This window comes from Stenotrophomonas sp. NPDC077420 (assembly GCF_044543385.1).
In the GTDB taxonomy this organism is placed as follows: domain Bacteria; phylum Pseudomonadota; class Gammaproteobacteria; order Xanthomonadales; family Xanthomonadaceae; genus Stenotrophomonas.
On sequence record NZ_JBITVZ010000004.1, the window covers coordinates 22,945 to 41,947 of the forward strand.

The window sequence follows — 19,003 nt, forward strand, 5'->3', positions numbered from 1 at the left end:
CTGACCGGGCCGTCAAGACCCTCAGGCCGCGTTGAACAGTGCGGACAACGTGCGCGGGCTGTGTCGGAGTGCCACCATCAGCTCGATGATGCGTTGGCGGATCGCATCGCAGGATTCGTGCTGGATGTAGAAGTGCCCGCCTGGATACACCGAAGCGTCGAACTGATCGGCGTGCTGCTTCCATGCAAGAATCGAATCGATCTCGACATGGGGATCTTCCTGGCCCGCGCACGCAACGATCGGCACCGTGCGCAGTGGCGCGCCTTCGAACCGGTAGTTGAAGGCCATCTCCAGGTCATTTCGCAGCACGGCGATAACAATGTCCAGAAGCTCTTCGTTCTGCAGGATCTCGTCGCGGGTGCCGTTCAACCGGCGAAGCGCGCCGATGAACTCATCGCGCGGAAGGTCATACAGGCGATGGCGATACGGCAAATGCGGCGCCTGCTTTGCGGACACCACCAGTAGCGTGGGTACCGGCAGGCCTGCCGCTGCAAGCGCCCGCGCCAGCTCGTAGGCGATGATGGCGCCGAGGCTATGGCCAAAGAACACGAATGGAAGATCGGCGTAGTTTGCCAGCACGGGTACCAGCCGTTCCACCAAGCGCGGCAGTGAGTTTTCGAACGGCTCCGCCATACGCCGGGACCTTCCAGGCATTTCCAGCACGGCAACCTCGACGTCGTCAGGCATCGCGTGGGCCCACTGGCGGAATACCGGATCCGTACTGCTACCGCCTGCGTAAGGGAAGCAGAACAACCTCATTGCAGGCTGTTGCCGCGGACGCGGCACGGTGAACCACAGTGATGACTGATGGTCGGCGGTCATCGGAGACAACCGGTTTGACAGATGCAATACGGCTTGCGCTCACTCTGAAACATACCTCGCTCCTTGCGATCCTGTTCCACGGCTGCCCCATGCGGCACAACGCCCTTCCAAGCGGCCTTGCACGGCACGTCCAGCGTATCGTCTGCGCGTATCGACCCCTACCGCGCTCGTCCCCATCTACCCAAGCTTCGAGTAAACGTCAGCGCGATGCGCGATGTCAATAGCTCCGGATCAAGTTGTGAGCGGCTGCTCACTTACCAGCGCGCTGCACGCCTCACTGGGATGCGCATGCGGGAACAGGCACCCCAAGGGCTGCGGCAGCAGGGCTTCCTCCGTCAACAGCGGCACGACCTTGCGGAACCGTAGGGCTGAAGGATTGTTTTCTGAATGCGATGAACATAACGCCAGCACGAACCGCTGGGCGATCTGATATTGCGCGAATACCCAGTGTGCTTCGCCGTCAGCAACGGCAGGGTCGCCATGCATCTGCTGGACGCACGGCGACACGTGGCCGATGCTGAATCGGGTCAGGGGAATCGAAAGCCCCGCCCCCCTGGCTTTGACATAGGCCTCCTTCAGCGTCCAGTGCCGCAAGAAGGCGTGCTCCCGCCTGGTCGAGGGCAGGCTTCGGAATGCGGACAACTCATCGGCGGAAAGGACATCGACCGCCAGGGCTGCCAGCCCGTCGTGTGCGTCCGCATTTTCGACATCGATGCCAAGCCTCCCCTTGCGGGCGACGGCAAGCGCAATCAGTCCCTGTGTATGCGATACGTTGAAGGCGAGACCCTTTGCCGCCGGCACGGCATTGACGATCGCCGGCTTGCCATAAGCGTTGGTGGTGAACGCCCAGTCCTTGGGCAGCACGGGTGCGTAACGAGACAGCACGGTCCGGACCAGGGCACGGGTAATCAGATGGCACTTCCTGTCCCGGGCAAAATGATAGGCGGCGTTGCGCCGGGCCTCTTCGGCGTCCAGCAGGGAGGCAAACGCCGTCAAGAGCGACGGATCATCGATCTCGTCCTGGAACGTGAGCCAGACGTCGATGCGATTCTCAAGATCCTGCAATCCGTCGTCCATCGTGCGCGCCGCCTCCGAGCTGCTGAGGTAGACAGCGTCCCGCAGTTGGATTGCCGCGTCCAGTCCATTGCGCATCGCGGCGTACGCCGCACGCACCGCCACCGCCGCCAGGGCCGGGGCTGCTTGCCTTGCCTGGGCGGCTCAGCCAGGCAGGGCTGTCTCCCAGCTCAACTCGAAAGCGAGCTCCAGGCGCTGATCTGGCTGCAGCCGATACGGTGCCAGGGTGAACCCATCGGGTGGGCCGGTTTGAGGCTCAACACAGGTGGCATGCGCGGCGGCGTCGTAGACGACCCAGTGTGCGGTGCCCGCCCGCATCCGCAGGCGTTGCCCCGCCAATTCGAGGGCCACGTCACCGCCAACCAGGAAGCAGTCGTCCCAGGGACCCGGCGTGGGATGCACCATCGGTAGCGTGGCGATGCCCTCCCCGTCCCGTGGGTACAGCGCGTACGGGGTGAACAACAGCCGTTCCGGCTTGTGGAACCAGGGGTGCCATCCCAGTACGGCTGGCATTGCGTGCTTGTCGGTCTGCAGGGCGAGGTGAAGCTGCAGCCCGCTGGGCGTCAACTGGATGCGCTGCGTTGCGCTTCCCCCGAACGGCCAGTGGTCGTCTTCGGGAAGCGCCAGCGACAATGTAGCGGATGCCGCGTCGAGCGACGAGATTTCCCACGGCCGGGTAAAGCCCACCCCGTGAATCGCATGCCCACCAAAGTTGGTCGGAAGTGCGTACGGCGTGCCGTCGAATGCGAATCGCCCGTGCCGGATGCGTCCGGCCCACGGCACCATCGGGTAACACCCCCAGGCAATCGCCGCGGAATCGCCGTCGTCCACGCCGACCAGCCAGTCAACGCCGTCGTAGCGGATCTGCGCGATGCGCCCACCCGCCTCCGGCGCCAGGGCGACCTCGAGCGCGCCGGCCCGCAGCCAATACAGGCGACCGGCAGGCAGCGGGGCGAGCGCGTCGTCGTCCGGCAAGGGGGTTTCAGGCGCCATAAGGATCGATCGTCTGGATCCTGCCGTCCGCGTCCATCTGCAGCGGTGTGCACTTCACCGAGCGCAGGTGGGTGACGCCGCCGGACAACAGGGCGTCGTGGTAGAACAGGTACCACTGCCCCTCGACCTCGCAGATGGAGTGATGGGTGGTCCAGCCCACCACCGGCTTGAGGATCACGCCGGCATAGGTGAACGGCCCATACGGGTTGTCGGCGATGGCATAGCACAGCAGGTGCGTGTTGCCGGTGGAGTACGAGAGGTAGTAGCGGCCCTGGTACGTGTGCAGCCACGCTCCCTCGAAGAAGCGGCGCGCGTGGTCATCGGCGCGCAGCGGCTGCCCATGCTCGTCCAGGATCCGCACTTCGCGCAGGGGCTCTGCGAGCTGGGTCATGCCTGCCTGCAGCCGACCCACGCGTGGGCCCAGTGCGGGGGCATCACCGCTCGGTTCCTGGTGCGCCGCGTCGTAGTGGTTGTCGCGGTATTTCTGCAGCTGGCCGCCCCAGATCCCGCCGAGGTACAGGTAATGGGTGCCGTCGTGGTCCTCGAACACGGCCGGGTCGATCGAGTAGGTTCCGGGCATCGCCTTGGGCTCGGCGGTGAACGGTCCTTCCGGACGGTCGGCCACGGCCACGCCGATGCGGAAGATGCCTTCGGCGTCCTTGGCAGGGAAATACAGGTAGTAACGTCCGTCACGGCAGGCCGCATCCGGCGCCCACATCTGCTTCTCCGCCCACGGCACGTCACGCACATGCAGCGCCACGCCGCAGTCGGTGGCCTCGCCTTGCGGCGAATCCATCCGCAGCACGTGGTAGTCCTCCATGCCGAAGTGACCACCTTCATCGTCGAACGGCGTACCGGCGTCGATGTCGTGCGAGGGGTAGATGTAGAGGCGACCTTCGAAGACATGCGCGGACGGATCGGCGGTGTAGATGTGCGTCACCAGCGGCTGCGATATGGCGCGTGCGGCCAGCTGCTGCAGGTCGGTGCCGTTGCGACGCTGCAGCAGGTCGTGCTCGATGCGGGTTTCCATGCGTTTGTCTATCCGGTAGAGGAACAGCAGCGCGACCGCGACCAGGAACGGGATGGAGCAGTACACGCTGACGGTGAGGCGGATGCCGTCGACCACGGCATCGGGTTGCTCGGCGGCGCCGGTCTGGTAGCCGTAGTGCGCCAGGATGGCGGCGACCAGTGCGCCGCCGACGCTGAGCCCGATCTTCAGGCCGCACAGCATGGCCGAAAAGATGATCGCGGTAGCGCGGCGGTGGTTCTTCCATTCCGAATAGTCGGCCACGTCGGCGATCATCGCCCACAGCAGCGGAATGGTGATGCCGTAGAAGAAGCCGTGCAGCATGAACGAGGCGAAGGCCACCGCCACGGCGGTCGGCGGGAACAGGTAGAACACCAGCAGGAACACGGTGCACAGCAGCAGCGCGGCGCCGAACACATCGCGCTTGCCGAAGCGGTCGGCCAACCGGCGGGAAACACCGATGCCCAGGATCATGCACAGGATGCCGCAGGCATTGAACAGGCTGAAGGCCGACGTGGCCGGGTCCTCGGGCCAGGTGAAGCCGGCCAGCCCCCAGCTGCTGAGTAGTGCGTTGAGGCCACCGATGAAGCGGTTGAACCCGGAGCTGTCGAGGAAGCCGGCCAACGCCGGTTCGCTCATGTAGTACTGGAAGTAATAGATGTACGTTCCGCCCTTCAGCGCCAGGTTGACGAACACCAGCACGGTCAGCGCCAGCATCACCTGCCACGGTCGGTTGTGCAGCAGGTCCTTGAGGTCCTGCAGGACGCCGCCGGTCTGTTCCCTGGCCGGCACCACGCGCTCGCGGGTGGTGGCGAAGGTGATCAGGAAGAACACGGTGCCCACCACGGCGAACACGGTCATCACCCGTTCGAAGCCCAGCACGCGGTCGCCGTCGCCCAGGATCAGCACCAGCGGCAGCAGCAGCACCTGGATGATGAACTGCGCGATCATCACCGCGACGAAGCGGTAGGCGGACAGGCTGTTGCGCTGGGCCATGCTGCCGGTAAGCACGCCGCTCAGGGCGGAATACGGCAGGTTGTTGGCCGCATACACCAGCATCAGCAGGCCATAGGTGGCCACGGCATAGACCACCTTGCCGCGCTCGCCGAAGTCCGGCGTGCTGAAGGCCAGCAGCGAGAGCACGCCGAACGGGACCGACGTCCACAGGATCCAGGGACGGAACCGGCCCCAGCGGGTGGCGGTGCGGTCGGCCAGGATGCCGATCAGCGGGGTGAACACGAACGCGCCGAGCAGCCCGATCACGAAAATGAGCGTTGCCGCGGTCGCCGGCGGCAGCCGGTACACATCGGTGTAGAAGAACGCCAGGTACGTGACCAGGGTCTGGAAGATCAGGTTCGCCGCGAGATCGCCCAGGCTGTAGCCAAACTTTTCCCGCACCGACAGGGTGTGATCAGTCACGTCTGGCCTCCACGGTGAAGCGCTTGAGCACACGGGCGTCGGCACTGGAGCCGCCCAGCCGTACTTCGTACTCGCCGGGTGGCACGACATACCCACCGCGCGTCTCGTCGTACTGGCGCAGTGCCTGTGCCGCGTCCAGGTCGAAGGCCACGGTGCGCTGCTCGCCGGCAGCCAGGTGCACGCGCTGGAAACCGCGCAGGGCCTGCAGCGCATCGCCCGGCCCGGCCGCCACCCGCCGCACGTACAGCTGCACTACTTCCTCGCCGTCGCGCCTGCCGGCGTTGGCCACCTTGACCGACACGTTCAAACGGCCATCGTCGGCGATGCGCGAGGCGTCCAGGCGGACCTTGCCGTAATCAAAGCGGGTGTAGGACAGCCCGTGCCCGAACGGGTACAGCGGGGTGCCGCGGAAGTAGCGGTAGGTGCGCCCCTCCATGCTGTAGTCGTCGAAGGCCGGCATCGCCTGGTCGGCGGTGTAGAACGTCACCGGCAGGCGCCCGCCCGGATTGATGTCGCCGAACAGCGCTTCGCCCACGGCGGTACCGCCGCGCTGCCCGGGATACCAGCCCATCAGGATCGCAGACAGGTTGGCCTGGGCCCATTCCACGGCCATGGCCGAACCACCGGTAAGCACCAGCACCACCGGCTTGCCGGTGGCATGCAGCGCCTCCAGCAGCGCCCGCTGCGTGGCCGGCAGGCGCAGGTCGGTACGGTCGCCGCCGGCGAACCCGGGGTAGTTGACCTTCATCTCCTCGCCTTCGACGTCGCCGGTCAGGCCGCCGACGAACACCACCACGTCGGCACTGCGCGCCGCCTCCAGCGCCTCCTCGAACGGCGGCTTGGCCCCGGGCATGCGCCAGCCCAGGCGCACGCCGGCGTCGCGCTCGGCGTCGTAGTACTCCAGGCGCAGGTCATAGGCCTGGCCGGCCTGCAGGTCCAGTTCCACGCCGCCGCTCTGCATGCGGTCGCTGTCGGCCCAGTGCTCCAGCACGCGCATGCCGTCCACGTACAGCCGGAAGCCGTCGTCGGCGGCGGCTTCGATGCGATAGCGGCCCGACACCGGCGGCAGCAGCTGGCCGGTCCAGCGGATGCTGAAGTGATCGTTGGGAACCCCCTGCCCCGGCCCGGCTTCACCCCGCGCCATCAGGTTGTCGGTCGGCGAGCCGCGATCCCAGCGGAAGCCGATCTGCGCATCGGTGCGCACCAGCGCCGGTGTCCCGGAAAGGTTGGCGCTGCGGAAGTATTCCCCGCGCAGGCCGCGCTCGGGCGAGTCGGGCGTGGGGCGCAGGTACGCCACTTCGATCAGCGGGGTGGCGTCCGGATCGTCGCGGCCTTCGACCAGGTCCACGCCGCGCGCATAGCGCACCTCCACGCCCTTGGCGGCGTCGCGGATCCCCTGCAGGATCGTCACCGGCGCCGCCGGCGTGCCGAAGTAGTTGCCGAGCAACGCCATGGTGTCGTCGGCGGTCGGGCCGACCACGGCGATCCGCTTGAGCGTGCGCGGCAGCGGCAGCACGCCGTCGTTCTTCAGCAGCACCAGCGATTCCCGTGCTGCCTGCAGGGCCAGCGCATCGTGCGCCGGGGCCTGGTTCACCTCCGGCGGAATGCGTGCCCAGCGCACCTGCCCGGGCGGATCGAACATGCCCAGGCGCATCCGTGCGGTGAACAGGCGGGTCACCGCATCGTCGATCTCCGCCTCGCTGATCAGCCCCTGCTTCACCGCCGCCGGCAGCGTCGCATATTCCTGGCCGCATTCCAGTTCGGTGCCGTTCTTGACCGCGAGGGCAGCGGCGGCCTCGCGTGTGGGCACGATCCTGTGATGCTTCCAGATGTCGACGATGGCCCAGCAGTCGGAGACCACGTAGCCCTTGAAGCCCCAGTCGCGGCGCAGCACGTCGCGCAGCAGGAACTGGCTGGCGCTGGCCGATTCGCCATAGACGCGGTTGTAGGCACCCATCACCGCATCCACCTGCCCTTCCTTCACCAGTGCCTCGAAGGCCGGCAGGTAGGTGTCGTACAGATCGCGCCTGCTGGGCCGGGCGTCGAAGTGGTGGCGGTCGGCCTCGGGCCCGCTGTGCACGGCCAGGTGCTTGGCGGTGGCGTCCAGCTTGCGGTACGTCGGATCGTCGCCCTGCAGGCCGTGGACGAAGGCAACGCCCATGCGCGCGGTCAGGTAGGGGTCTTCACCGTAGGTTTCCTGGCCCCTGCCCCAGCGCGGATCGCGGAAGATGTTGATGTTCGGCGACCAGAAGGTCAGCCCCTGGTAGCGGCCATGCGCGCCTTCGCGCACGAACTGGTGATGCTTGGCGCGTGCCTCGTCGCTGATGGTGGTTGCCACCTGCCCCATCAGCGGTACGTCGAAAGTGGCGGCCAGGCCGATCGCCTGCGGAAACACGGTGGCCTGCCCTGCCCGCGCCACGCCGTGCAGGCCTTCGTTCCACCAGTCGTAGGCCGGCACGCCCAGTCGCTCGATGGCCGGGGCGGCGTTCTGCATCTGCGCCGCCTTTTCTTCCAGCGTCATCTGCGCGACCAGTGCGGCGGCGCGGGTTTCAAAGCTTGCCGACGTGTCGAGCCAGGGCGCTGGCGCGGCAGCGCGGATTGCCGGCGACAGTGCGATGGCGGCGCACAGCGCCAGCGTGTGGAAGAAGGGCCTGCGCGTCATCAGTTGCTCCTCAGTGCACGCTCATCGCGCGCGAATGGTCCCAGCAGGGCGCCGACGAAGCCGCCTGCACGATCCGTACTCAACACCGTTCCGTCCACGTCATCGGCCAGCGTCTGCCAGCCCCGCCCGTCGCCGGTATCGAAGGCGAACGCATAGCGGCCTTCGTCACCGCGTATCCTCAGCTGCAGCGACGCCGCTGCCTCCAGCTCCCGGGTTGCCAGCGTGCGGGTTACGCCCTTGCCGTCGCGCCCTTCAAGGAAGACCGCCATGCGGTCGCCGTCGAGACTGCGGACGCCCAGGAAATACCAGTACGCCTCGCTCTGGAATGCCGCCAGCCCTGCGGCCACGCCGGCCTGCGGGCGGGTCATCGCGGTACTGGCGTCGAAGCGCAGGTGCTGCTGGCGTCGGCCGAGGAACGCGGGGTTCTTGAGCGTGTCCAGGTCCTCCGCCAGTGGGTGAACGGCCAGGCTGCCGGGCCGATCGTGCAGGTCTGCCCACGGCTGTTTCGGAACGCGCACGCGCAGCCACCCGGCGCCCAGCGTCGGCGAAGTGAAGTCGTCGCGGTCCACGACGTTGCCGGTCAACGGTGCCTGCGACGCCTCGCCCTGCATCCATGACGGTGCCTTGACCGCATACGGGATGACCTGGCCCGCCGGCAGGATCACCGGCCAGCCATCACGCCACTGGACCGGCAGCAGGAAGGTCTCGCGCCCGGTGTTGTAGTGGCGCGTGGCGTAGTTGCGGCTGGCCAGGAACACCGCCCACCAGGAACCGTCCGGGCCTTCCACCAGGTCGGCATGCCCGGCATTGGTGACCGGCAGCGGCCGGTCGTCGGGCAGGTCGCGCTGGGTCAGGATCGGATTGCCTGGATACGGCACGTAGGGCCCCCAGACCTCGCGGCTGCGCAGCACCACCTGCGAATGCTGTGGACCGGTGCCGCCCTCCGCGTCGGACAGGTAATACCAGCCATCGCGCTGGTAGAGGTGCGGGCCTTCGATCCAGATCGGCTGCTTCGCAGGTTCCACCCCGCCGTCGATCAGCACCCTGCGCGGACCGACGGGAGCGAACCGGTCCAGGTCGATCTGCTGCATCCAGATCGCACGGTGACCCTCATAGCGAGGGGCGCCGGGCGGTACATCGTTGTTGAGCAGGTAGACGCTGCCGTCGTCATCGAAAAACAGCGACGGGTCGATGCCCTCGATGCCGAGCAGCCAGTGCGGGTCGGACCATGGACCGGCCGGGTCGCGTGCGGTGGCGATGAAGTTGCCGCCGCTGTCCACCGCCGTGGTGACCACGTAGAACAGCCCGTCGTGGAACGAAATGGCGGGCGCGAAGATGCCGCGCGACACGCCCAGGCCGTCGAAATCCAGCTGCGAGGGCCGGTCGATGACGTTGCCGATCTGTTTCCAGTGCACCAGGTCCGCGCTTTCGAACACCGGAATGCCCGGGAAGTAGGTGAAGCTGGAATTGACCAGATAGTAGCGGCCGTTCGCGCGCACGATGCTGGGGTCGGCGTGGAACCCGGCCAGGATTGGATTGCGGTAGTGGCCCGCAGGCAATGGCGCTTCAAACGCCCGGTCGCGACCGGTGTATTCGAACCAGTCGAAGTAGACCGGCGCTGCCGCGTCGGCCGCCCTGGCCTGGGTCGCGACGGACAGCAACAGCAGCATGGCAAGCAGCACGCGCATCAGGGGCCCCCGGCTTCGTCAACACTCAGTTCGAACGGCCCCGCCGGCAGGCCGCTGCGGTCGAACAACGTACAGACCGGGCCATCGGCCCAGCAGTAGCGCACGCGTGCGCTGCGGTGCTGTCCGCTGCTGCTTTCAGGCGCCACGCGGTCCGGTCGCAGCACAACGTCCTTGCCATCCAGCGCGGCGTCGGCATACCGGCACTGCCGCGCCTCGGCATCACACACCTCGAAGCCGATCGGTCCCGTCGCACCGGTCGTGGTCAGGCGCCCAGTGACGTCATCGAAGCGGATCCGCAGCCCGTCCGGCGTGCGCGTTACGCGTCGTGCCACCGGCCCGGACGCGGCACCTGCGCGCTCTGCGTACACCACATGGCGCGCCAGCGTGGCCAGGCGTCGGCCGAGTTCCTGCTTGTTCGGCGGATGGATGTCGTAGGCATCGCCGATGTCGATGGCCACGGCCAGGCCGCTGTGCCGATCGTCTGCCGCCACCTGCCGTTGCGCCTCGCGCACCTGTGCCCAGCCGCTCCCGGTCGGCGAGGCGGGCGGTCGCCCATAGCCGGCCAGCTGCACGATCAGCAGGGGCAGATCGGCGCCGAAGCGTGTGCGCCAGTCCGCGCGCAGGCTGCGCAGCCGGCCGGCGTAGGCCGCACCGTCGCCGGTATTGGACTCGCCCTGGTACCACAGCATGCCGCGCAGGCCGACCGTGCCGAGGGGCGCGATCATGCCGTTGTACAGCGTCGACAGGCCGGTGGCCGCCTGCCACGGCGCGGGCGGCGGTGCCTGTGCGCCGGGCGCCATCCGGTACTGCCAGGGGGCGTCCAGGGGCACGCGGGTGCCATCGTCGAGGCGCACGGCGTGGGCGCTGGCCGGACCCGCCAGTCCGCCGTCGCCATACGTGTCGAGCACGTTGATCACCACGTGGTTGGTGCCAGCCTTCAATACACCGGCGGGGAGCCGATACTGGCGTGCCCCACCGGGGCCGTACTGGCTGCCCACCGCCACGCCGTTCACCCAGGTCACGTCGGTTTCATCCACCGGCCCGAGTTCCAGCGTGGCCGGTTGCGCTGCCTGCGGGGCGGTCAGTGTGACCTGGGTGCGGTACCAGACCATGCCGTTGTAACTGGACAGCGCCGGTTCGCCCCAGCGCTCCCATGCGCCGAGCGTGGCCGGTGCGGCCTGCCACCCGGTGCGGCTGGCGTCGGGCTGCCAGGGGGCATCGCCGGGCGTGGCGCCCTCGCGCTGCGCCCACCACTGCTGCCACACCTGACCCCATCGTGCGTTGGCCCCGGCGGGATCGTCAGCATGCAGCGCAAGGACATCCAGCGCCGGGTCCATGCCGCCCTGCGCACGCAGGGCGTCGGCGCTGGTCCACGCCTCTATCCGCGAGCCGCCCCACGCCGACTGGATCAGGCCCATCGGCACGTTGACGGTCTTTTTCAGCTCGCGCGCGAAGTAGAAGCAGGCGGCGGAGAAGTCGCGCACGCTGTCCGGCGTTGCCGGTTGCCATGCAACGGGGCCGGCAAACCCATCCTGGGGCCTGACGGCCGCGGACCTGGGCACGGTGAACACGCGGATGTCCGGGTGGGTGGCCGAAGCGATCTCGCTGTCGGCGTCGAGCGCGCGCCGCACCGGAAGCTCCATGTTCGATTGGCCGGCGCACAGCCACACATCGCCCACGAGCAGGTCGCGTGCCACCTGGGTGGCCTGCCCGGCACGCACGCTGAGCGGGTAAGGCCCACCCGCTGCGGTGGCCGGAAGCGTGGCACGCCAGTGCCCATCCGCCTCTGCGCGTGCGGTGACGGCGTGGCCTGCGAAGGTGACGGCGACCGCCGCGCCGGGATCGGCAGTGCCCCACACCGGGATCGGCTGGTCGCGCTGCAGTACGGCATGGTCCTGGAACAGCGGGTGGAGCAGTGTCGTCGCCGGTTGCTGCGCCATCAATGGCGTGGCCATGCACGTCACCACGGCGGCCATTGCCCATCCGGACCTGTTCATCGCCCGTCTCCTGGTGCGGAAGGAAACTGCAGTGCCTGGTAATACGACAGCGGGTGCGGCGGCGCCGCTTCGCCCGGGGGCAAGGGCCGGCCGCTGATCGACTGGAAGTAGGCGACGCTGGCGTCGCGCCACCATTGCGCTTCGCGCAGTTGGATCTTGAGATAGGCGGCGACCTGGGCATGTCGTGGGTAGTCGATGCCGCCGGCAAGCGGGGCAGAGCCCCACTCTTCGGGTGTGCGTTCCGTTACCGCTACGTCTGCGTTGCCGGGCGGCGGTGCGAGGGTGGCCCAGGTGGCCTGCATGGCCTGGACCTGGCGTACGCCCAGGGAATAGCGGCTGACCAGCTCGTCCCACAGGGTGCGCCCGGACGCCATGCGGTGGTCCCAGGGGACGTGGTGGAACCACAGCAGCAGGGGTTCTGGAACCTTCGTGAGGTCGGCGTAGGTGGCGGCCACGTCCGGGGCGTACTGGGCGACGGCGTTGCTGCCGCGTGCGGTGCGGTCGAAGCCGATGCCGTTGCGATCAGCGCGGTGGAAGTACACCGAGGTCCAGTCCGCACGCGGGCCACCGTCCACCCAGGGGCCGGGTCCGTAGTGGTGGCCGCGCGCCATCAGGTGGTGCAGGCCGAGCGGGGTCATGTAGTTCACCGCCGCCTCGCGCGAGGCCATCATCATGCCGACGATGGGCCGCACCACGGCCGGGTCAGGCGAGAAGGTCATCGCCGCCCAGTCCGTTGCGATCCCGCGCGCCGACGCCTGCGGATTCCAGGCCAGGCGACCGAACGCGTACCAGTTGGCCTGGTCGAAGTGCGAGCCGGTCCAGGTGCGGTCGTTGCCGATGTTGGCCACCCCGGCAATGCCGGTCAGGGTCTCGGCGACCGTCGGTCCCGCACCGCGACGGCGGGTGTCCGCGCGCAGCACTTCCTCAAACAACGGCCCCAGGTACACCAGGTGGGTGGCGAAGCCGAGGTACTCTTTGGTGAGCTGGAACTCCAGCATCAGCGGGGTGCGCGGCATCGCGCCGAACAGCGGGTGGAACGGTTCGCGCGGCTGGAAATCGATCGGCCCGTTCTTGACCTGCACGATCACGTTGGGGCGGAACGCACCGTCCAGCCCGGCGAACTCGGTGTAGGCCTGGGTCGCGCGGTCGGCAGGTACGTCGTGGGCATAGACGAAGGCCCGCCACATCACCACGCCGCCGTGCGGCGCCAGCGCGTCGGCCAGCAGGTTGGCGCCGTCGGCATGCGAGCGCCCGTAATCCTGCGGGCCCGGTTGGCCTTCGGAGTTGGCCTTGACCAGGAAGCCGCCGAAGTCCGGAATGCGTGTGTAGATCTCGGCAACCTTGTCGCGCCACCAGCGCTGCACCGCCGGATCCAGCGGATCCGCGCTCTTCAGCCCGCCCAGTTCGATGGGGGCGCTGAAGCGCGCGCTCAGGTAAACGCGGACGCCATAGGGACGAAACACCTCCGCCAACGCCGCCGCTTTCTCGATGTACGCGGGCGCCAGGCTCCAGGCGCTGGCATTGACGTTGTTGAGCACGGTGCCATTGATGCCCAGCGACGCATTGGCGCGCGCGTAATCGGTGTAACGGGGGTCCTTCCATTCCGGCAGGCTCTGCCAGTCCCACAGCGAACGGCCCGCATAGCCGCGCTCGACATGGCCGTCCAGGTTGTCCCAATGGTCGAGCACCCGCAGCGGCACGCGCGGCGATTCGCGCACGTCCAGCCTGTCCAGCGCAGCCCCGGTCTGGAGCAGGCGCAGCAGGTGGAACACGCCGTAGAGAACGCCAATGTCGCGCTGCCCTGCCACCACCAGCACGCTGCGTCCATCGTGCTGCACGTGCTTCAGCAGATAGCCCTCCTGCCCCAGCGCTTCGACCTCGCCGTGCAGCGCTGCGATCACGTTGGACGACCGTGGCGTTCCCAGGATCACGGAATACCGGCCTGCGTCGGCATGCAACCGCGGCGCCTTGCCCAACAAACCGGCGAGTCCGCGCTCCAGTTCCGCGCGCGCAGCGCGCTGCGTCGGCGTGGCATCAGGTGCGACGATCCTGCTCAGCTGCGCGCGGTAGGCGGCGGCGCGCACCGGCTCGATCGGTACATAGCGCATCCACAGCGAATGACCGTCTTCGGCGCGTGCGTTGCCCACAAAAAGCAGCACCGCGATGACAGCGCTCGACATCCAATGACACCGTGCGACAGCGGCACGGCGCGGCGTTTTCGGCAGTAAACCGGGTAAGCTGGAGACGTGCCTGGGTCGCTGCATCATCTCCCCTGCCCGCCGCACGGCAGCGTTGCGAAAACGAAAGGAAACGCATATTGGACAAGCCGAAGAAGTCGGTTCGCCGTAAAACCAGTGGCGTGACGATCGATGAGGTGGCGGCACTGGCAGGCGTGTCGCCGATGACCGTGTCGCGGGCCGTCAACCAGGGCAACGTGCGCGAAGAGACCCGCGATCGCGTGATGCGCGCGGTGCGCAAACTGGGCTACACGCCCAACGTGGCGGCCAGTGCGCTGGCGGCCGCGCAGCACACCCGCATCGCGCTGATCTATGCCAACCCCAGCGGTGCGTACCTGAGTGAGCTGCTGGTGGGCCTGCTGCGGGTGGCGTCCAACGCGCCGGTCCAACTGACCATCGACTACTGGGAAAACATGGATGCCGAGGCCGAGCGCAAGGCCGCGCGCAGCCTGGCCAGCCGGGTCGATGGCGTGATCCTGCCGCCGCCCCTGTGCGAATCCGCGGCCGCCGTGGGCGAGCTGGTGAAGGCGCGCATTCCGGTGGTGGCGATCGCTTCCGGTCGCCAGGGGAATGGTATTTCCTGCGTGCGCATCGACGACTTCCATGCCGGAAAAGAGATGGCCGAGCACCTGATCCAGCACGGGCATACCCGCATCGGCTTCATCTGCGGTCGCGATGACCTCAGCGCCAGCGCACGCCGTTACGACGGGTTCGTCGTGGCGCTGCAGGAGGCGGGCCTGCAGGTCGACCCCGAGCTGGTCCAGCGTGGCAATTACACCTACCGCTCCGGACTGAACGCGGCGGAGCTGCTGCTTGCGCATGCGCGGCCGCCCACCGCCATCTTCGCCAGCAATGATGACATGGGCGCTGCCGCGATTTCGGTCGCGCACCGGCGCGGGCTGGATGTGCCACGCGACCTGTCGGTGGTCGGCTTCGATGACACTTCGGCCGCCACCACCGTGTGGCCGGAGTTGAGCACCATCCACCAGCCGATTGCGGCGATGGCCGATGCGGCCATCGACATCCTGCTGCGCACCATCCGCCACCGCAACGACACGGCGCGCCCGTTGACCGACCATGTGCTGCCGCACCAGCTGGTCATGCGCGACTCGGTGGCGCGCCCGCCCAAGGGCCGGTAGGGCGCGCCGCACCGTCATGCGCCGGTGCCCGTGCATGCGACGGTGACGTCCGCTTCGTTCAATGCGCCCAGCGCGACGCGCGACATCGAGACGGTCATGGCCGAGGCGGTCACCAGCGACCAGGGGCGGTCCAGCGTGCCCACCTGCGCGCCGGCACCGGCCAGGCACTTCAATGGCACGCCCACCCGCGTCCACTGCCCCACCGGCAGCTTCGCCAGGGTCGGGCCGATCGCTACCCGCGCCGTGCAGCCGGTGCCACAGCCCACTGCCAGCCAGGCATCGCCCTTGGGCGCGGCGTCCACCCGCAGCGTGGTGACCAGCATCAGGTCGCCGTTGCTCTCGCGCTGCAGGTCCAGCGCCGTGTGCGATTGCAGCGCGGCAGCCGCCTCGCCAGTGCCCGACCAGGCAAAGCGCCGTCCGTCTTCCTGCGCCAGGTGATCCACCCCGGTGACCTTGAGCAGGTCGCCGTCCAGGCCTTCCGGCACCTTGGTGACCGTCACGCCCTGCCCGGTGGCGGTTTCCAGCCGCAGCGCCATGCCGGCGCCGGCGTCACCGCGTGCGAAGAACACGCCGGCCGCGCCCTCGTTACCGGTCACCCCCGAGACTTCAGGCAGCGCGGCCAGATCGCCCTTGTCGGCGTAGGTCAGGCCATGGCCGAATGCGAACTGCGGGTCGTAGTCCTTCTGCCCCACATTGTTGGCGTACTGCACCGCCGTGCGCGGCCAGCTGAAGCTCAGTTTGCCCTTGAAGTCGTTCTGCACGGCACCGTCGGGCCTGCGCAGCAGCACGTCGGCCACGCCAGCGCCTTCCGAGCCCGGCAGCCATGCAGCGACGAAGGCATCGGCCGCGTTGATCTCGCGGTTGACCCACAGCGGGCGACCGCTCAGGAAAACCGCAACGACCGGAATGCCTGCTGCCTTGAGTTTCCTGATCAGCGCAAGGTCGGTCTCGTCGCCCGGCTTGTACGCCAGCGTGGCCAGGTCGCCCTGGAATTCGGCATAGGGGTTCTCGCCGAACACCACCACGGCGACATCGGGTTTCGTCTTCCAGGCGCCATCCACCGCGAGCTCCGCGTGGCCGCCTGCCGCCTTCACCTGCTGGGCGATGCCCTCGAAGATCGTGTCCGCGTTCGGGAAGTCCTTGCGGGTGGTGCCCGTGCCCTGCCAGTTCAGGGTCCAGCCACCGGCCTGCTTGCCGACGTCGTTGGCGCCGTCGCCGGCAACCAGGATGCGCTGCTTCGGCGCCAGCGGCAGGATCCCGCCCTGGTTCTTCAACAGCACCAGCGATTCGCGCACCGCCTGGCGGGCAACTGCGCGATGTTCCGGCGCGCCGATCAGGGCGAACTGCCCCCCCACCGCCCGCGCGGATGGCTTGCCGGCCTCGAACAGGCCCAGCCGCATTTTCACCCTGAGGATCCGGCGCACCGCGTCGTCCAGGCGCTCCTGCGAAATCGTGCCGGCCTTCACCGCCGCCAGCGTGGTGTCGTACATGCCCTTCCAGCTGTCCGAGGCCATCGGCATGTCCAGCCCGGCGTTGATCGTGGCCGGGCAGTCGGTGGTGGTACAGCCCTTGACCTGGCCGTGCCCGTTCCAGTCGCCGACCACGAAGCCGCCGAAGTTCATCCGGCCCTTCAGTGCGTCGGTCAGGTACGGCTTATTGCCGTGCATCTTCTCGCCATTGACGCTGTTGAACGACGCCATCACGGTCTGCGCGCCGGCCGCGATCGCCGGGGGGTAACCGGCGGCATGGATGCGGACCAGTTCGGCTTCGCTGATTTTCGTGTCGCCCTGGTCCTTGCCGTCGGTGGTGCCGCCGTCGCCGAGGAAGTGCTTTACCGAGGCGATGACATGGCGACCGTCGAGGAATTCCGGCGAACCGACCTTGCCCTGCAATCCTTCGACCACCTTGCCGGCGTAGCTGGCCACCACCTCGGGCGATTCGGAGTAGCCCTCATACGTCCGACCCCAGCGGTCGTCCTGCGGCACCGCCACGGTGGGCGCGAACGCCCATTCCATGCCGGTGGCCCGGGTTTCCAGCGCGGTGATTTCGCCGATGCGGCGCACCAGCTCGGGATTGCGCGCCGCGCCCAGCCCGATGTTGTGCGGGAACAGGGTGGCGCCGACGATGTTGCTCTGCCCGTGCACCGCATCGATGCCGAACAACACCGGAATCGCCTTGCCGCCCTGTGCGGTATCCATCGAGGCTGCGTAGAAATCGTCGGCCAGCGCCAGCCATGCCGCGGGCGAGGCATCGTAGCGGCCGCCGGGATCGGAGTTGCCGCCGGCCAGGATCGACCCCAGCCGGTACTTCCGGACATCCTCGGGGGTGGTGCTGGCGATGTCGCCCTGGATCAGCTGGCCCACCTTCTCCTCCACCGTCATGCCCGCCATCAGCTCGGTGATGCGTTTTTCCAGGGCAGGGTCTTCGGCCAGCGGCCAGCTCACCGACGGCCACGGGGTAGCCTCGGCAGTGGCTGCGGGCGCCGCCGTGGCGGCGACCTTGTCGTCGCCCTTGCAGGCAACCAGCGCCAGGACGATCGCGACCATCAGGACGGGGGCACGACGCGGGAGGGTGTGGTGGGTCATGGTGCTCTTCCTTGTGGCCGCACTCAGCGCAGCAGGTAGGTGTTGATCAGGTTTTCGTAGCGTTCCTGCTTGCCGCTGATCTGCTTGGGCTCACCGCCCTTCGCGCCCAGTGCGGCCAGGTCCGCCAGGCTGAGCTTGCCATGTTCGAAGTCCTTGCCGGCGCCGCTGTCGAAGCTGGCGTAGCGCTCGGCACGCCACTGCTCCCACGGCGAGTCGTTGAGCAGCCCATGGGCCACTTCCAGCCCGCGGGCAAAGGCGTCCATGCCGCCGATGTGCGCCACGAACAGATCCTCCAGGTCGGTCGACTCGCGACGCACCTTGGCGTCGAAGTTCAGGCCGCCTTCCAGACCGCCCTGGCGCAGCACCACCAGCATGGCGCCGACGGTGTCGTACAGGTCGGTCGGGAACTGATCGGTATCCCAGCCGTTCTGCGCGTTGCCGCGGTTGGCGTCGATGCTGCCCAGCAGGCCGTGGTCGGACGCCACCTGCAGGTCGTGTTCGAAGGTGTGGCCGGACAGCGTGGCGTGGTTGGCTTCGATGTTGAGCTTGAAGTCCTTGTGCAGCCCGTGTTCCTTCAGGAAGCCGGCGACAGTGGCGCTGTCGAAATCGTACTGGTGCTTCATCGGCTCCATCGGCTTGGGCTCGATCAGGAAGTTGCCCTTCAGGCCGATGCTGCGGCCGTAGTCGCGCGCCATGGTGAGGAAGCGCGCGAAGTGGTCGACCTCGCGCTTCATCTGCGTGTTCACCAGCGAGGCATAGCCTTCGCGGCCACCCCAGAACACATAATGTTCGCCGCCCAGTTCGACGGTGGCTTCCAGTGCCGCCTTCACCTGCACCGCGGCGCGCGCCACCACGGCGAAGTCCGGATTGGTCGAGGCGCCGTTCATGTAGCGTGGGTGCGAGAACAGGTTGGCGGTGCCCCACAGCAGCTTCATGCCGGTGGCGTCCTGGCGCTCCCTGGCCAGGCGGACCATGTGCTTGAGGTTCTTCTCGTACTCACCGACATCGTCGGCGTCCGGTGCCAGGTCGATATCGTGGAAGCACCAGTACGGCACGCCCAGCTTGGTGAAGAACTCGAAGGCGGCGTCGACCTTGGCTTCGGCACTGGCCATCGGCGTGCCCGCCTCCCACGGGAAGCGGCGCGTACCCGGGCCAAACGGGTCATGCCCGGCGTTGCAGAAGGTGTGCCAGTAGCAGACCGCGAAGCGCAGGTGCTCCTGCATGGTCTTGCCACCGATGACCTTGTTGGCGTCGTACACCTTGAACGCCAGCGGGTTGTCCGACCCGCGGCCTTCGAAGGGAATGCGGCCGATGCCGGGGAAGTATTCGGTGGCGCCGATGAAGGGCTGGGTGCTCATGC

Annotated in this window: 11 protein-coding genes and 1 pseudogene; 1 reads left to right on the plus strand and 11 read right to left on the minus strand. The window is 67.9% G+C overall.

Annotated elements, in window-relative coordinates:
• Positions 1-21: 21 nt before the first annotated feature.
• The 9 genes and pseudogenes from ACIGII_RS05140 to ACIGII_RS05180 all read right to left on the minus strand — a co-directional run bounded on the left by ACIGII_RS05140 (position 22) and on the right by ACIGII_RS05180 (position 13,862).
• Positions 22-822: a thioesterase II family protein gene (locus tag ACIGII_RS05140; protein ID WP_399634656.1), complete on the minus strand. Its 801-nt coding sequence runs from the start codon at positions 820-822 to the stop codon at positions 22-24.
• Positions 823-1,053: 231 nt separating this feature from the next.
• Complete coding sequence (locus tag ACIGII_RS05145) at positions 1,054-1,974, minus strand: 4'-phosphopantetheinyl transferase family protein (protein ID WP_399634654.1); 921 nt, start codon at positions 1,972-1,974, stop codon at positions 1,054-1,056.
• A 66-nt stretch (positions 1,975-2,040) separates the two neighbouring features.
• Positions 2,041-2,889, minus strand: a complete 849-nt coding sequence (locus ACIGII_RS05150; protein ID WP_399634652.1) for an aldose epimerase — start codon at positions 2,887-2,889, stop codon at positions 2,041-2,043.
• Positions 2,879-3,895 (minus strand): glycoside hydrolase family 43 protein, encoded by a 1,017-nt coding sequence (locus ACIGII_RS05155; protein ID WP_399657462.1) that lies wholly within the window; start codon positions 3,893-3,895, stop codon positions 2,879-2,881. Before ACIGII_RS05155 ends, ACIGII_RS05150 begins: the two co-directional genes overlap by 11 nt.
• Positions 3,869-5,425: pseudogene (locus ACIGII_RS05160) on the minus strand (MFS transporter); the annotation flags it as partial. The gene ACIGII_RS05155 and the pseudogene ACIGII_RS05160, both read right to left, overlap by 27 nt.
• Complete coding sequence (locus ACIGII_RS05165) at positions 5,328-7,997, minus strand: glycoside hydrolase family 3 C-terminal domain-containing protein (protein ID WP_399634651.1); 2,670 nt, start codon at positions 7,995-7,997, stop codon at positions 5,328-5,330. The gene ACIGII_RS05165 and the pseudogene ACIGII_RS05160, both read right to left, overlap by 98 nt.
• Positions 7,997-9,685, minus strand: coding sequence for a glycoside hydrolase family 43 protein (locus ACIGII_RS05170; RefSeq protein ID WP_399634649.1), 1,689 nt, complete (start codon positions 9,683-9,685; stop codon positions 7,997-7,999). The genes ACIGII_RS05165 and ACIGII_RS05170 overlap by 1 nt, the downstream gene beginning before the upstream one ends.
• Positions 9,685-11,682 carry a sialate O-acetylesterase gene (locus ACIGII_RS05175; protein WP_399634647.1) on the minus strand — a complete coding sequence of 666 codons (1,998 nt, stop codon included), beginning with the start codon at positions 11,680-11,682 and terminating at the stop codon, positions 9,685-9,687. Before ACIGII_RS05175 ends, ACIGII_RS05170 begins: the two co-directional genes overlap by 1 nt.
• Positions 11,679-13,862, minus strand: a complete 2,184-nt coding sequence (locus ACIGII_RS05180; RefSeq protein WP_399634645.1) for an alpha-glucuronidase family glycosyl hydrolase — start codon at positions 13,860-13,862, stop codon at positions 11,679-11,681. The genes ACIGII_RS05175 and ACIGII_RS05180 overlap by 4 nt, the downstream gene beginning before the upstream one ends.
• Before the next feature lie 137 nt (positions 13,863-13,999).
• On the opposite strand from ACIGII_RS05180, the gene ACIGII_RS05185 reads away from it, so the two are divergent.
• Positions 14,000-15,058 (plus strand): LacI family DNA-binding transcriptional regulator, encoded by a 1,059-nt coding sequence (locus ACIGII_RS05185; RefSeq protein ID WP_399634643.1) that lies wholly within the window; start codon positions 14,000-14,002, stop codon positions 15,056-15,058.
• Between the two features lie 14 nt (positions 15,059-15,072).
• On the opposite strand, the gene ACIGII_RS05190 is transcribed toward ACIGII_RS05185, so the two are convergent.
• Both ACIGII_RS05190 and xylA read right to left on the minus strand, forming a co-directional pair.
• Positions 15,073-17,643 (minus strand): glycoside hydrolase family 3 protein, encoded by a 2,571-nt coding sequence (locus ACIGII_RS05190; protein WP_399634641.1) that lies wholly within the window; start codon positions 17,641-17,643, stop codon positions 15,073-15,075.
• 23 nt (positions 17,644-17,666) lie between these two features.
• Complete coding sequence (gene xylA / locus ACIGII_RS05195; RefSeq protein ID WP_399634639.1) at positions 17,667-19,001, minus strand: xylose isomerase; 1,335 nt, start codon at positions 18,999-19,001, stop codon at positions 17,667-17,669.
• Positions 19,002-19,003 lie beyond the last annotated feature (2 nt).

Excerpts from the sequence above, each read along its gene's own strand:
- ACIGII_RS05140 (WP_399634656.1), bottom strand. The coding sequence starts at position 822 with ATGACCGCCGACCATCAGTCATCACTGTGGTTCACCGTGCCGCGTCCG.
- ACIGII_RS05145 (WP_399634654.1), bottom strand. The coding sequence starts at position 1,974 with ATGCGCAATGGACTGGACGCGGCAATCCAACTGCGGGACGCTGTCTAC.
- ACIGII_RS05150 (WP_399634652.1), bottom strand. The coding sequence starts at position 2,889 with ATGGCGCCTGAAACCCCCTTGCCGGACGACGACGCGCTCGCCCCGCTG.
- ACIGII_RS05165 (WP_399634651.1), bottom strand. The coding sequence starts at position 7,997 with ATGACGCGCAGGCCCTTCTTCCACACGCTGGCGCTGTGCGCCGCCATC.
- ACIGII_RS05170 (WP_399634649.1), bottom strand. The coding sequence starts at position 9,685 with ATGCGCGTGCTGCTTGCCATGCTGCTGTTGCTGTCCGTCGCGACCCAG.
- ACIGII_RS05175 (WP_399634647.1), bottom strand. The coding sequence starts at position 11,682 with ATGAACAGGTCCGGATGGGCAATGGCCGCCGTGGTGACGTGCATGGCC.
- ACIGII_RS05180 (WP_399634645.1), bottom strand. The coding sequence starts at position 13,862 with ATGTCGAGCGCTGTCATCGCGGTGCTGCTTTTTGTGGGCAACGCACGC.
- ACIGII_RS05190 (WP_399634641.1), bottom strand. The coding sequence starts at position 17,643 with ATGACCCACCACACCCTCCCGCGTCGTGCCCCCGTCCTGATGGTCGCG.
- xylA (WP_399634639.1), bottom strand. The coding sequence starts at position 19,001 with ATGAGCACCCAGCCCTTCATCGGCGCCACCGAATACTTCCCCGGCATC.